Origin of the sequence: Colwellia sp. D2M02 (genome assembly GCF_018860755.1) — a bacterium.
Classification (GTDB): Bacteria; Pseudomonadota; Gammaproteobacteria; order Enterobacterales; family Alteromonadaceae; genus Colwellia; species Colwellia asteriadis.
Genome location: NZ_JAHKPW010000071.1, coordinates 1 through 14063 on the forward strand (window position 1 = coordinate 1; position 14063 = coordinate 14063).

Sequence of the window (14063 nt, forward strand, 5' to 3'; positions counted from 1 at the left end):
AAAGTGATTTAGCAATACGGCCGTTTTTAGTGCTTGCTCAGAGTGATTCATTAATTCAGTTATTGTTGCTCTGGCATTAGCGTGTACACCTACGAAAGGCTTAACATCAGACCAATTAGGCTCTTGATTTAAGTCTAATTTTGCCAGCTCTTTTGAGTTAATGCGAATACTCGGATTAATTGCCATGGCTAATTGGTCAATTAGGCCGGTAAATATTGAGCTATCTTGGCTGAGTTGACTCGCGAGTACTTTTAAGTAATTACCTAGCAGATCAGGGTTTTCAGGATCAGTTAACGATTCCATGTTTTCTAAATAAAGAAAAAAATCTTCACTGAGGTAGTCGGGAATTGTGGTTTCATTTTGCATGGTGTAATTCCTACAATAGGGCATTATGCCAAAAGGAATCAGATATTTCTCTTGGGTCGGTAATAACAGTGTAGTTGCTCTTAATGTAAAGTGAGCGTTTTTTAGGATCCGAAATAACGTCGTAAGCTTTTTGAATTAATTGAAATTTTTCTTTTGCTTCAACACTGTCATTTCTATCAGGGTGGTATTTGTTTGCCAACTTGCGGTAGGCTTTTTTTATTTCGACGGTCGTTGATGTTCTGGTAACACCTAACAATTCAAAATGATCCATAGAAGGTAAGTACTCATTATATGGGGAAGTTAATAGAAGCTAATATAGCTTATTTACACAATCGCGTTATTTTACCTTTGCTTAGTGCTTTTGAACATCATTATCTTCAGAGAGTACTTTCTTTGGAAGTACTTTCGTTGGAAGTACTTTCGTTGGAGGTATGTAGTGAGCGTAACTAAGCTACACTCGGTACTATCATTTCTAACAATAATTTTTGCTGTCTTTAAACAGTAAAGCCCAAATTGGCTTCGACAGGCCAATCAGGCCTATAGTTATTGGTGGATGTACCTTTTCTGTTATACTGAGCCACTTTATTTGACCTCCACTTTCATCAAAAATTTTCCATTAATTATAATTAGCTATATTTGAGCTGATTGCACGCTTGAGGCTACACACTGAATGTCATTTTCTACACTAGGATTGTCTGCTCCTATTTTAAAAGCAGTTGAAGCGCTTGGTTATAAAACGCCAACAGCGATCCAAAAAAAAGCGATACCGGTTGTACTTTCAGGGAAAGACTTATTAGCGGCCGCTGAAACGGGTACCGGTAAAACAGCAAGTTTTGTGTTGCCATTACTTGAAAAGCTTTATGCTGCTCATGCCAGTCAAGGGCATAAAATTCGCGGAAAACGCATTCGTGCATTAATTTTGGTACCAACGCGAGAATTAGCGGTACAAGTCGAGGCGAGTATTAAAAGCTATGGTCAGCAGTTAACGATTAGCTCTATGGCAATGTACGGTGGTATTGACTCTCAGCCACAAAAACAAACTTTAATTTGGGGTGTTGATGTGGTTGTGGCAACGCCAGGTCGTTTGTTAGATATGGCGCATCAGCGAGCATTACATTTTGATGAACTTGAAACTTTAATTCTTGATGAAGCTGACAGAATGCTTGATATGGGGTTTATTGACGATATTAATAAAATTTTAGAGCGCCTACCTAAAACACGTCAAAATTTACTCTTTTCAGCTACCTTGTCAGAGGATGTTAGGGCTCTCGCCAAACGGGCTATTTATCAGCCCGTTGAAATTAGTATCGCAAAAAATAGCCCCTCAAAACCTAATATTGAACAATGGCTGATCACCGTTGATAAAACCAATAAGTCAGCATTACTCAGTTATTTGATTAAAGAGCAGCAATGGCAGCAGGCACTTATTTTTATTGAAACTAAGCATGGTGCTGCAAAGTTGGTGAGCCAGTTAGAAAAACGCGGAATTGCTGCAGAGTCGATTCACAGTGGTAGAACTCAAGCGATACGAGAGCAAGTATTAGCAGACTTTAAAGCAGGTAAAATTAAATTCTTAGTTGCCACGGGGATTGCTGCGCGAGGTATTGATATTGGTGATTTAAGCCGTGTGGTTAACTATGATTTACCCGATCAGGTTGATGATTATATTCACCGTATTGGCCGAACAGGTAGAGCGGGCGCAAGTGGTGAAGCCATTTCTTTTGTGGCTAAAGATAACTTTAGAAACTTATGTGCTATTGAAAGTAGGTTAGGGCACGTCATTACACGTAAAGAATTTGCAGAGTTTCCGGTGAAAAAAGTAGTTCCCGTGTCAATTTTAAATTACGTACCGAAAAATAAGCGCTAGAAAGGACAGACTCTATAAATAAAAAAGCCGTTAGTCATTAAAGACTAACGGCTTTTTTGTAACCGGTATTAAGCGCTAATACCAGTATGTAAAGCTAATCTCGTTATACAAGCATAATTGCATAAGTATCGTTATATAAGTATCTATAACAATACAGCTTACGCTTGAATAAGATGTACATCGCGTTGCGGGAACGGAATAGCAATTGCGTTTTTATCAAGCGCTTTTTTCATTGCTTCGTTCACGCCAAAGTATACATCCCAGTAATGCTCAGGTTTACAATGAGGTCTTACTACAAAGTTAACAGAGCTATCAGCCATTTCAGTTACGCCAACAAATGGAGCAGGGGTTTGCATTACTTTGTCGTTATTTACTAACACATCCATTAATACGGCTTTAGTTTGATCAATATCAGCGCCATAAGAAACGCCAATGGTTAAATCAACACGAATTTTACCTTCAGCGGTGTAGTTAACAATAGAGCCGTTAGATACAGCACCATTAGGAATAATAATGCGTTTAGATTGAGGCGATAATAAAATAGTATTAAAAATTTGTACTTCTTTTACCACACCTAAATGGCCTTGTGATTCAATCAAATCACCCACTTTGTAAGGTTTGAATATCATTACTAATACACCACCAGCAAAGTTAGCTAAACTACCTTGTAAGGCTAAACCAATGGCTAAACCGGCGGCACCTAAAACAGCAATAAATGACGTAGTTGCTATACCTATCATTGAAGCAACAGAAATAAATAATAATACTTTTAATAACCAAGAAACTAAGCTGCTCATAAAGGGTATTAATGTAGGGTCAACTTTTGACTTCTTCATTGATACTTTTACTAGCTTACTAACACCACTAATTATCCATAAACCGATAAGTAAAGTAAAAATAGCGAGTGCTAGCTTAGGAGCGTAGGTTAACCCTAGCTCATATGCTTTCATTGATAGTGCTTCAACTTGTGAAACAGAGTTGTCGATAGTGCTCATTGAATATCCTTGTGGCAATGATTAAAGTCTCGGTTATTTTATCCGTATTACAAAAAATTACAAATATTTGGCAATCTCTTTATAAATATTCTAATAACGTAATGTGTCAAGGTCGGTTATACTTGCAGTATCTTTATTTACGTAAAGCATCAGACTATTTTCTCCAGTGCTAAGTTAACGTAAATACAACGTTTTTTGGGCTTTATGTTAGCTCTAATTTTAGGTATACAAATGATAAATAATGATATTCTTCGTCGCATTGCTACTATTTTTAATTTCGATAATGCAAAAATTAAAGCGATTTGTACGCTAACAGGTTGCCATATTTCTGAACACGAGATGAATCACTTTTTTATAGAAAAAAATGATTCTGCATACGTTACTGTAACAGATGAGCAATTAGCGGCTTTTTTAAATGGTTTAATTATTGAAAAACGAGGACAGCAAGACGGTCCTGCACGGCCTAATGAGTTAACACTCAACAATAACGCTATTTTTAATAAAGTTAAAATAGCACTGGCATTAAAAGCTGATGACGTTATTGCTACGCTTGAATTGGCAGAGTTAAGTTTAGGTAAATATGAGCTTAGTGCTTTTTTCAGAAATGCTAACCACAAACATTACCGTGATTGCCCTGATGATGTACTATCGGCATTTTTAAAGGGATTGAAGATTCAGCACTGTAAATAAATAGTGTTGAGTTTTGTCATTAAACTGTCATGAGCAGTTAAAAAAACATTCATATTATTCGCTTAAATTATTGGCTTCGATAGTCAAGTAACCCGTACATAAACGGGCTTAAATAGTTAAATAATGCAAAAGGCGAGTATTGATATGAATGATGAAAACTGGGCAGAGTTTGATGATATGTATAGTGAAAACCTTGATGAACTATCAGCACACGATCGAAAAAGCAAAGGGAAAGCTGTTCGTAAACGTAAATGGCGCGAAATTGAAAACATTAAAGAGCAGCGTCGTTCACGCCGTGAAATGGAAGAGTATGAGCAATACTCTTATTAAGTTTTTGCTTAAATAACCTGAGCTCAGGTTAAATAGTTTATTAGATAAGTTATTAAAGCGTTTTGCTATTATCGGCTTAAAGCTAGTCATGACGACTGGCTTTTTTGTTTTTTATTTAGCACTTTTTTATTTTTGGTGGCATATTTTAAATGTATAAAGCATCTTTAGACATTGCTTTTTGGGTTTAGCTTTATGTTTTTATACATTGTTTTTTAATGAATACGACTAAAGTGCCATTAAACAAGGCAAATGGGATAAACTAACACTGTATTGCAGTGAAATTTTTATATAATAAAAGTTCACTACTTTATTTTGGAGTTCACTCATGCCGCTTTCATCGCGAGTACTGTTAATACTAATCACAACTGTAATATCAACTAGCTCACTATTTTCACCTTTAGCTAATGCTTTTTCAGTAAAGGCTAATGCGTTATTTCAAGCAGAAGACATTTTCTCGCTAGAATATGCCAGTAGCCCTCAAATATCACCTGATGGTAGCAAAATAGTTTACGTTAGAAACTCTAACGATATTATGAAAGATGGCAAAAACACTAACCTTTGGCTTGTGGATGTAAAGTCAAAGCAGCAATTGCCTTTATTTTCCGACAATAAAAAATATTCACAACCACGTTGGTCAGCAGACGGTAAAAAAATTGCTTTTGTTAGTAATTTGTCGGGGAGCTATCAAATTCATGTTCATTACCTTGCGCAAAACAGAACGGCATTAGTGAGTCAAACTCAAGGAGGTATTAGTAGCTTAACTTGGTCACCCGATGGCAAATGGCTGGCGTTTAGCCAACGTGTTGAGGAAAAGCCAACCGTGATTGCTAAAATGCCGAAAAAACCCAAAGGGGCGACTTGGTCTAAACCTGTTGTGGTAATTGACCAAGCTTACTATCAGTCAGACGGTCGCGGTTTAGTTAAGCCAGGTTACCAGCAAATTTTTGTGCTACCGAGTGAAGGTGGTACGCCACGTCAATTAACTTTTGATAATTTTCATCATCGCGGTACATTAGCTTGGAGTAAAAATAATGACAGTATTGTGTTTTCGGCTAACCGCATTAAAGACTGGGAATATCAGTCACTAGAGGGAAATTTGTATCAAGTCAGTGTTGATAGTGGAGCGCTTAAACAGCTAACAGATAATGCCGGTAAAGAGTTTAACCCTGTATTTTCAGCTAATGGTAAGCAGTTAGCCTTTTTATCTACATCGAATGCTTTAAACCCATACCGTAATGCCAAATTGCGTATTATGGATTGGAAAAGTAAAAAAGTTACCGAAGTCGCTAATGATTTTGACCGTTCTATTTTAAGTCCACAATGGGTATCTAAATCGACATTAGCTTTTAGTTATGATGACTTTGGTAAACGTAAACTCGCCACGATTAGCACTAGCGGAAAAATTAAAGAGTTAACCGACACCTTATCAGGCACTACACTAGGTCGCCCTTATTTAAGCGGTAGCTTTAGTGCTTCATCAGAAAACGTCATCGCGTTTACTCAAGGTAGTAGTGAGCGACCTGCGGATATTGCTATTATTAACATTAAGCGTGCTGGTAATAAAAATACACAACAACTTACTGCACTTAATGAGGATTTATTAGCACATAAACGTTTAGGTAAAGTACATGAAATTAATTACAAATCATCATTTGATGGTGAGCCTATTCAAGGTTGGTATATTACGCCGCCTAATTTTGACGCTAGTAAAAAATATCCACTTATTTTAGAAATACATGGTGGTCCTCACTTAGCTTATGGCCCGCATTTTTCTGCAGAGCTACAACGTTTTGCCGCGCAAGGCTATGTGGTTTTTTATGATAATCACCGTGGCAGCAGCTCTTACGGTGAGCGTTTTGCGATGTTATTAAAATATAAATACAGCTCAAAAGAAGACTTTGCAGATCATAATTCAGGCGTTGATGCCATGATTAACTTAGGTTTTGTTGATAAGAAAAACCTCTTTATTGCAGGTGGCTCAGCGGGCGGTATTGCTACAGCTTATGCCATTGGCTTAACTGATCGATTTGCTGCGGCAGTTGTTGTTAAACCAGTGATTAACTGGCTAAGTAAAGTATTAACCGCTGATAGTGGTTTACGCCAAATACCAACACAATTTCCGGGAATGCCTTGGGAGCATGTTGAGCATTACTGGAAACGCTCGCCAATGTCACTTGTAGGAAATGTTACTACGCCAACTATGTTAATGACAGGTGAGGAAGATTTACGCACTCCTATGGCGCAAACCGAGCAGTATTATCAGGCGTTGAAATTAAGAAAAATAGATACAGTATTGATTAAAGTACCAGGCGCGCCGCATGGTATTGCTGGTAAACCCTCACGTATGATCACCAAAATTGAACATACTTTAGCGTGGTTTGAAAAGTATAAAACAGCTAATATAAGTCAGCAGTAATACGTTGATGAAATTTAGGCTGTAACGCAGAAGCATAATACAAAAACACATAATAAAAAATGCCCATCAGATAACTCTGATGGGCATTTTTATTTGGCTAAATAACCAGATCTCAAGATAATAAATTACATCATTTACTTGTGGAAATAGTTATTTATACAAAACTACCAAATACGTACACGTTCATCTTCAGGTAAATATAAAGCATCACCTGGTTTTACATCAAACGCTTTGTACCATGCATCGTGGTTACGTGGTGCTTGTGCACGGAAACGACCTGGGGCGTGTGTACCGCCGCGTAATTGGTTTAACATGCTCTTTTCAGTACGCTTTTCTTTCCATACTTGCGCCCATGCTAAGAAGAAACGTTGATCGCCAGTTACGCCATCAATTACCGGTGCTTCTTTACCATTTAAGCTAAGTTTATAAGCATGGTAAGCCATGGCTAAACCACCCACATCGCCAATATTTTCGCCTAAGCTATTACGGCCATTAACAAAGTTATCTGGAATAGGTTCGTATTTATTGTACTGCGCAACAAGTTGGTCGGCTTTTGCATCAAACGCCGCTCGGTCTTCATCTGTCCACCAGTTACGTTGAATACCGTTTGCATCAGATTTTGAACCTTGATCATCAAAACCGTGACCCATTTCATGTCCAATTACTGCACCAATAGCGCCGTAGTTAACTGCTGCATCAGCATTTGGATCGAAAAATGGAGGTTGTAATATTGCTGCAGGGAACACGATTTCATTAAACGAACTGTTGTAATAAGCGTTTACACGTTGTGGTGTCATGCCCCAGCGGTTACGGTCAGTTTTTTGTAATTCTTTAGCAACACTATCAGCGTTAAAGAATTGACGAAGGTTAGTAATATTACCAACTAAGTCAGTTTTTGAAATAGTTAAACCGTCGTACTTTTGCCATACATCTGGGTAACCAATTTTTGGGTTGAACGCGGCAAGTTTGGCGTGTGCATTAACTTTAGTTTCTTCGCCCATCCAGTCTAAGCCATCAATGCGTTGGCCAAGTGCTGTACGTAAGTTTTCAACTAGCTCAGCCATTTGTTTTTTAGAGCTTTCAGGGAAGTAACGACCCACATAAACTTGTCCAATAGCAAAGCCCAATGACTCAGTACCCGACATTTCTGAAATAGCACGTTTCCAACGAGGGCGAGGCTCTTGCTGACCGCTTAACTCTTTACCGTAAAATGCAAAGCTTGTTGCATAAATATCTTCAGAAAGTAAGTCGGCATTACCTGAAATAGTGTGGAAAGTTAAGTAATCCTGCCAAACGTTTAGCTCTTCTTGATTAACTAACGTAATCATCGCCTTAATTGGTTCAGGTTGAGAGATATTTAATTGTGGAACTTTATAACCTGTTTGTTCAAAGTATAAATCCCAGTTAAAGCCCGGGTACTCTTTGGTTAAATCAGCACGTTTAATTTGGTTTAAGGTTAAATCGCGATTACGACGTTTCTCACGTGGCCAGTGACCTTGAGCAATTTTAGTTTCAAGTGCTAAAACAGCTTCGGCACGTGCAGTGCTATTTTCAATACCAGCTAAGTCAAGCATTTGTGCAATATGAGCCACATAAGCGGTACGTGTTTTTACAAAGCGTTCACTTTCTTCTAAATAATATGAACGATCAGGTAAACCTAAACCGCCAGCACCCATCGACATTTCATATTTGTTTGGGTCTAAACGGTTAAACCACATACCACCACCAATGGGTGATTTAGTGCTAGTTAACCATGCCGCGCCAAATACTTTGGTTAAATCATCGGTATTTTTAATGGCGGCTATTTGATCAAGCGTGCTTTGAATCGGGGATAAACCTAGTTTGTTTAACGTTTCTGTATCCATATAAGCGTTATAAAAGTCAGCAATAAGTTGCTCTTGTGCATTTAAATCACTACGGCTAACAATATCATCAATAATTTCTTTAACTTGCTCTTCACTGCGCTCAGCTAAACCAGTAAAAGCACCAAAACGGGTTTTATCGGCAGGCATAACGTAGTTGTCGTACCATGTGCCGCTAGCGTACATAAAGAAGTCATCACCTGGCTTTATTGCTTCGTTACGGGCCGTTAAGTCAACACCAAAGCTACCTAACTCAGCGGCTGTTGCTGTTACTTCTGTTTTAGCTGATTTTTTTTCGTCAGTAGCTGTTGTTGATGTACCGCAAGCGCCTAAAAAGGTAGTCGCTAATGCGATAGCTATTAAGGATTTTTTCATGAAATTATTCCTTTATTTTATTAATATTATGGTTTTTTGAGTACATTCAAAGGCGCTTTTATAGTTGATAATTATTTAGATTGGCCGTCAGAAAGTACTTAATTTTGAAATAAACAAGTACATATTCTAGTAACAAGCCAAAAAGTCAACAGTAGATACGACCAGTGGGGTTATTTACTCGTTAAGATAAGTGTGTTGTTGGTTGGTTTATGTTTGTAGGGAGTTGAGCTAAAAAGTTACAGCGAACAAGTTGTTGTATATATTGTGCGCTGTAACTTGGATTATAAATTACTTAGCAGGAAAGTAGGTCTCAGCGCCAGGGCCAACAGGCATACCGAGTACAAATACCCAAACGAAGAATAAAACAGTCCAGCCGAGTAAAAACACCATAGAATAAGGTAACATCGTTGCTATTAACGTACCAATACCTAAGTCTTTCTTATACTTAACCGCGACCGCGAGAATTAAACCAAAGTAACTCATCATTGGGGTTATTAAGTTAGTAACTGAGTCACCAATTCGATAAGCGGCTTGAATTACTTCAGGAGCATAGCCCATTAGCATTAACATAGGGACGAAAATAGGAGCGGTTACTGCCCACTGTGCAGATGCACTACCTAACATTAAGTTAATAAAGCCACACATTAATATGAATAAAATGAATAACTCAGGTCCAGTTAAACCCAGCGCCTGTAAAAAGGTTGCGCCTTTAACTGCCATTACCGTGCCTAAGTTTGTCCACTTAAAAAAGGCAACAAATTGCGCAGCAAAAAAGACTAATACAATATACATACCCATAGTATTCATGCTGGCAGACATAGCATTAATCACATCACGATCAGTTTTCATCGTGCCCGCAACACGCCCGTATACATAACCAGGAATGGCAAAAGTAATAAAAATAAAAGCGACAATGCCTTTTAAGAAAGGTGAACCTTTCATTTCACCTGTTTCAGGGTGTAATAAAATACCGCCAAATTGAGGGATAACCGTGAGTGCTAATAAACCACACACTAAAGCAAAAGTGATACCCGCGGCTTTTAATGCTTTGATCTCTAATGGTGATATTTTTTCAATTTTTTGTTCTGCTAAATCAATAGAAGCTTCATTAACGTCATATTTTCCTAAACGTGGCTCTACAATTTTTTCAGTAACCACAGCACCTAAAATTGCGATTAAGAAGGTACTAATAAACATAAAGTAATAGTTGGCTTCTGGGCCTACTTGGTAAGTTGGGTCAATCATTTGCGCAGCAGGCGTGGTAATACCGGCTAATAAAGGATCAATAGTCCCCAGTAATAAGTTAGCGCTGTAGCCACCTGAAACACCAGCAAAAGCTGCTGCAAGACCTGCTAAAGGATGGCGACCAAGTGAGTGGAATATCATCGCTGCAAGTGGAATTAATACTACATAACCTAGCTCAGAAGCTGTATTTGAAACAATACCAGCAAAAACTACGGTTACTGTTACCATACGAGGTGAAGCGTCCATAACCAACGCACGCATTGCGGTTGACAAAAGCCCTGATCGCTCAGCAACAGCAACACCTAGTAGCGCTACTAATACAGTACCTAAAGGCGCAAAACCGGTAAAGTTAGTGACTAGACCCGCCACAATACGTTGTAGACCTTCGGCATTAAATAAAGATATAACTTCAATAATGCCATCAGCCTCTCTACCAGGAGCCCCCATAGGACGGGGGTCGGCAACGCTCATTTCAAAAAATCCAGCAATGCCACTGATGGCAATAACCGCTAAACAAAAACAAGCAAATAAAGTGATAGGGTGAGGTAATAAGTTACCTAACCATTCAACGCCAGCTAAAAAGCGATTAAATAGGCCGGACTTTTTAGGCTCTTTTTCTGACTCATTTAATTGCCCCTGAGTGCTGGAGCCAAGATTTTCTGATGACATAGATTGTTCCTTACGCATGCCGCTATAAATTGCGACTTATTATTGTAGCTTGAATAAAAAACCGCAGAGTTTACCTGAATTAGCGGCAATATTCTCGTTTTTTAGTTAAGCAAAAGGTACACTGCGATGAAATACGGGTGTTGTCAGGTAACCGTTGGTGATTATTTTATTTAATTATTTTGATAAAATGTTGCCCCGTTAAAGGTTTTATATGATTAATAAAACAGTATTTAATTGATTTTTAAGTTTTTTTAATGTTTTTTACTTTTTTCAGTTAAGTGAATGGCAATTATTTCACCAGAATATATAAAGCCAATTTATAGCAGAATGTAACTTTTATCGGCAGTGCAGATACAAATTGATACATTCCCTTAATGTGTGTTACGTCTATTCTTGCTGCCCTTGGATAGTATTACGGTTAACAAAAAGCAAACCACAAGGGATTACATGAAAAATACAACCAAAACTATTCTTGTTAGCTTAGCTACAGCTAGCCTAGTCACCACGAGTGCTTTTTTTAGCTCGCCATTGTTTGCCGTACAAAGCGTCGAGCAGAACACCGAACAGAGTAATGCACAAAAGAAGCCAGCGACTAAAGAGCCAAAAGAAGAAACAACTCAAACAAAAAAACAATTAGCAGAATCGGCAGATACAGAAAGTACTGAAAACGCTAGTGAAGACTTTATTAGCGTTAAAGCTGATCCTAGCGATAAAAGTAGCATTAATATTTGTCTTGGTGATTGCTCTGATGATGAACAGTTTGATATTAAAATTAGCTGTAATAACCTGAAAAAATCAAAAAAGGCTGATGACCATAATAAGCTTGAGGCGACAAGTGATAATGAAGGAGAGCTAGAAAAAAACTCCAATTTAGAAAGTCATTCTAACGCTAACTTAAAGAATGACTATGACTGTGAAGATGAAGACATAGATTTTCGTTTTGAGAATAGACGTGACGGTATGCAGTTTGATGTGAGTGCCATTAGCAGCGTTGGTGATAACTATACCTTAATTAACAATGATAGTAGTGACGCGGAGTTTGACGTTGCTATAAGCTACCGTATTCAGTTACTAGGAATGTTTATTGAGTCACCCGGTATTAGCACACGTCGCATTCACGGTATGTACTCTATGCCTGCATGGGGGCTAAATTTCTACAACAGCGATGATTGGTCGTTCGATTTATTTTATCAATACTCAACACGTGGCATTGAAGGTTTAGAAGGCATTCAAGCAAGAAATAAAGATGAACGTGCTGGTTTACGTGTTACAGGTTTTTTTGAGCATAGCCAATTCCAAGCCATATACTCGCCAGTAAGTCGCAACGATGACGGTAGTGACGGTATTGAAGCGTCGTTATCATATAGTCACAATTGGCAGTTTAGAAACTGGAACTATTATGCCAACCTAGGTATGCAATATCGCTCAGAAGAAGTAACGCCTTACAATTACGCAGGTTATGGCAATATCAGCATTATAGATGATAACTTATCGTTTAGTGATGGCATTAATTACTCGGCTGAAGTTGGTGTAGAATACCCATTAACAACCGACTGGGTGTTTGGCGGTTTTGTCGGCTATAACGCATTATCAGAACGTTCAGCGTTAATGCGTCAAGACAATATCAACGACGGCTATCGCGCTGGCGTTTTACTCACGTATGTTTTTTAGGAGTGATTTGATGACACTCATTAAAAAAACAACTGAGGTTATTAACGTTAATCGTTTAGCGCTCATACGTCGTGTACAATATCAGCTGAAAAATATATTTTTGATGATGTTATTAGTGCCACTAAGCTTCGTTACTTATGCCAGTGATATTAAAGCATTAATGAATATTAGTCCTGAGCAATGTGTGGCAATGTCGCAAGGACAGTCTTGTTACGTTGCAGTAGAGCTAACATGGCAAGTTGATGTACCAGGTGATTATTGTTTGTATAGCTCAGCACAAGAAAACTCTTTACGCTGTTGGAGCAATGTTAGCGAAGGGCAGTTTACTCAAGCATTCAATACAAAAGTTAACTTAACCTTTCACTTGAAGCAGCAAAATGCCACACAACCTTTAGTTACATCTGTTGTTAAAATGGCTTGGGTGCATAAAAAGAAAGGACAGCCGAGAACATCGTGGCGGCTGTTTTAAGTCATATTATTTTATATTTTGAGTTCTGATTTCATCATTTAGAGGGGCTTGAGTTTAATATCTCAAGTTCAAGTTCAAGTTAAATAGGATTGGTAGTACATGGTAACAAGTATGGCAGCACATATATTATTGGTTGAAGATGATATAGAGCTAGCACAGTGGATAGCTGATTATTTAATTGCGCGTGAATTTGAGGTTACCACTTGTCACCGTGGTGATGAGGCAGTTTCACTGATTGAATCACTTAATCCTGACATTGTCTTGCTTGACGGTATGCTACCAGGCATGGATGGGCTTGATATATGTAAGGCGGTTCGTCATACCTTTACCAATCCTATTATTATGATCACCGCTCGCGATGAAGAAATTGACGAAGTGTTAGGGCTTGAAATGGGTGCTGATGATTATATAACTAAACCCGTTAGAGCACGGGTATTATTGGCGCGTATACGGGGATTTCTTCGCCGTGAAGAAGTCAGTAAACACAATAATAGCCAGCCTGATGAAACTAGCGAAACCTTAGTTGAAAAAGAAACCAGCACAATATTAACCTTTAGTGGTTTAACTATAAATGAGCAAACTCGTAGCGTAATGCATGATGGTAATTTAGTAAAAATATCGTCGAATGAATTTGATGTTTTATGGTTTATTGCACAACGTGCCGGACAAGTCGTATCGCGTGAAGCGTTAGTAACGCACTTACGAGGCTTTGACTATGATGGCTTTGATCGCTCTATTGATTTACGTATTTCACGGTTACGCAAAAAGCTTAATGATGATCCAGCAGAGCCTTATCGTATAAAAACTATTTGGGGTAAAGGTTACCTCTTTGCTAATGATGGTTGGTAAAGAAAAGACTAACTTTATTTGGTTTAGCTAACGACACAATATCAACTGCAATATTATTAGGGGCTGTTGAACTTTCGAGATTGTTTTTGCAGCTTTTTGTTGGGTATTTATACAAGGAAGAGCCTTTGTAATGTAGTTATTCTACCTAAAAAGGCGATAACGCAGTAAAAATGACCAACAAACGCTGTCCGAAGGATTCGGCTAAAAGCGTTTTACGCTTTGTTGAACAGTATTTGCTTAGAATGACTAGGCAACACAC

General features: G+C 38.2%; 12 protein-coding genes and 1 pseudogene. 7 read left to right on the plus strand and 6 right to left on the minus strand.

Annotated features, from left to right (window positions below; all coding sequences use genetic code 11):
- Positions 1–366 (minus strand): hypothetical protein (locus tag KO495_RS14255; RefSeq protein ID WP_215981082.1); only part of this gene is annotated, 366 nt, incomplete at its 3' end.
- Positions 367–376: 10 nt separating this feature from the next.
- The gene (locus KO495_RS14260; protein ID WP_215981083.1) at positions 377–637 is read right to left on the minus strand and encodes a DnaJ domain-containing protein; all 261 of its coding nucleotides are present in this window, start codon (positions 635–637) and stop codon (positions 377–379) included.
- A gap of 399 nt (positions 638–1036) precedes the next feature.
- Between KO495_RS14260 and KO495_RS14265 the strand changes: the two genes are divergently transcribed.
- The gene (locus tag KO495_RS14265; protein ID WP_215981084.1) at positions 1037–2233 is read left to right on the plus strand and encodes a DEAD/DEAH box helicase; all 1197 of its coding nucleotides are present in this window, start codon (positions 1037–1039) and stop codon (positions 2231–2233) included.
- 158 nt (positions 2234–2391) lie between these two features.
- Here the strand turns inward: KO495_RS14265 and KO495_RS14270 are convergent, their stop codons facing one another.
- Entirely contained in the window at positions 2392–3228 is an 837-nt protein-coding gene (locus KO495_RS14270; RefSeq protein WP_215981085.1) for a mechanosensitive ion channel domain-containing protein, read from the minus strand.
- 231 nt (positions 3229–3459) lie between these two features.
- Between KO495_RS14270 and KO495_RS14275 the strand changes: the two genes are divergently transcribed.
- From KO495_RS14275 to KO495_RS14285, 3 genes are all read left to right on the plus strand, one after another.
- The gene (locus KO495_RS14275) at positions 3460–3918 is read left to right on the plus strand and encodes a DUF1456 family protein (RefSeq protein WP_215981086.1); all 459 of its coding nucleotides are present in this window, start codon (positions 3460–3462) and stop codon (positions 3916–3918) included.
- Positions 3919–4062: 144 nt separating this feature from the next.
- Positions 4063–4248 carry a DUF3545 family protein gene (locus tag KO495_RS14280; protein WP_215981087.1) on the plus strand — a complete coding sequence of 62 codons (186 nt, stop codon included), beginning with the start codon at positions 4063–4065 and terminating at the stop codon, positions 4246–4248.
- Between the two features lie 325 nt (positions 4249–4573).
- Positions 4574–6664, plus strand: a complete 2091-nt coding sequence (locus KO495_RS14285) for a S9 family peptidase (protein WP_215981088.1) — start codon at positions 4574–4576, stop codon at positions 6662–6664.
- A 164-nt stretch (positions 6665–6828) separates the two neighbouring features.
- On the opposite strand, the gene KO495_RS14290 is transcribed toward KO495_RS14285, so the two are convergent.
- Entirely contained in the window at positions 6829–8901 is a 2073-nt protein-coding gene (locus KO495_RS14290) for a M13 family metallopeptidase (RefSeq protein WP_215981089.1), read from the minus strand.
- Between the two features lie 288 nt (positions 8902–9189).
- Positions 9190–10815: an AbgT family transporter gene (locus tag KO495_RS14295; protein WP_215981090.1), complete on the minus strand. Its 1626-nt coding sequence runs from the start codon at positions 10813–10815 to the stop codon at positions 9190–9192.
- A gap of 447 nt (positions 10816–11262) precedes the next feature.
- Between KO495_RS14295 and KO495_RS17585 the strand changes: the two genes are divergently transcribed.
- The 3 genes from KO495_RS17585 to KO495_RS14310 all read left to right on the plus strand — a co-directional run bounded on the left by KO495_RS17585 (position 11263) and on the right by KO495_RS14310 (position 13804).
- The gene (locus tag KO495_RS17585; protein WP_252738982.1) at positions 11263–12486 is read left to right on the plus strand and encodes a MipA/OmpV family protein; all 1224 of its coding nucleotides are present in this window, start codon (positions 11263–11265) and stop codon (positions 12484–12486) included.
- 10 nt (positions 12487–12496) lie between these two features.
- Positions 12497–12955, plus strand: coding sequence for a DUF3019 domain-containing protein (locus KO495_RS14305; RefSeq protein WP_215981091.1), 459 nt, complete (start codon positions 12497–12499; stop codon positions 12953–12955).
- Positions 12956–13066: 111 nt separating this feature from the next.
- Positions 13067–13804 carry a response regulator gene (locus tag KO495_RS14310; RefSeq protein ID WP_289847631.1) on the plus strand — a complete coding sequence of 246 codons (738 nt, stop codon included), beginning with the start codon at positions 13067–13069 and terminating at the stop codon, positions 13802–13804.
- Here KO495_RS14310 and KO495_RS17590 read toward each other — a convergent pair.
- Positions 13788–14063 (minus strand): annotated as a pseudogene (locus tag KO495_RS17590) (hypothetical protein). The gene KO495_RS14310 and the pseudogene KO495_RS17590 sit on opposite strands and share 17 nt — an antisense overlap.

Coding starts and splice junctions, on each gene's coding strand:
- KO495_RS14265 (WP_215981084.1), top strand. CDS start 1,037: ATGTCATTTTCTACACTAGGATTGTCTGCTCCTATTTTAAAAGCAGTT.
- KO495_RS17585 (WP_252738982.1), top strand. CDS start 11,263: ATGAAAAATACAACCAAAACTATTCTTGTTAGCTTAGCTACAGCTAGC.
- KO495_RS14290 (WP_215981089.1), bottom strand. CDS start 8,901: ATGAAAAAATCCTTAATAGCTATCGCATTAGCGACTACCTTTTTAGGC.
- KO495_RS14260 (WP_215981083.1), bottom strand. CDS start 637: ATGGATCATTTTGAATTGTTAGGTGTTACCAGAACATCAACGACCGTC.
- KO495_RS14270 (WP_215981085.1), bottom strand. CDS start 3,228: ATGAGCACTATCGACAACTCTGTTTCACAAGTTGAAGCACTATCAATG.
- KO495_RS14285 (WP_215981088.1), top strand. CDS start 4,574: ATGCCGCTTTCATCGCGAGTACTGTTAATACTAATCACAACTGTAATA.
- KO495_RS14280 (WP_215981087.1), top strand. CDS start 4,063: ATGAATGATGAAAACTGGGCAGAGTTTGATGATATGTATAGTGAAAAC.
- KO495_RS14305 (WP_215981091.1), top strand. CDS start 12,497: ATGACACTCATTAAAAAAACAACTGAGGTTATTAACGTTAATCGTTTA.
- KO495_RS14310 (WP_289847631.1), top strand. CDS start 13,067: ATGGCAGCACATATATTATTGGTTGAAGATGATATAGAGCTAGCACAG.
- KO495_RS14275 (WP_215981086.1), top strand. CDS start 3,460: ATGATAAATAATGATATTCTTCGTCGCATTGCTACTATTTTTAATTTC.
- KO495_RS14295 (WP_215981090.1), bottom strand. CDS start 10,815: ATGTCATCAGAAAATCTTGGCTCCAGCACTCAGGGGCAATTAAATGAG.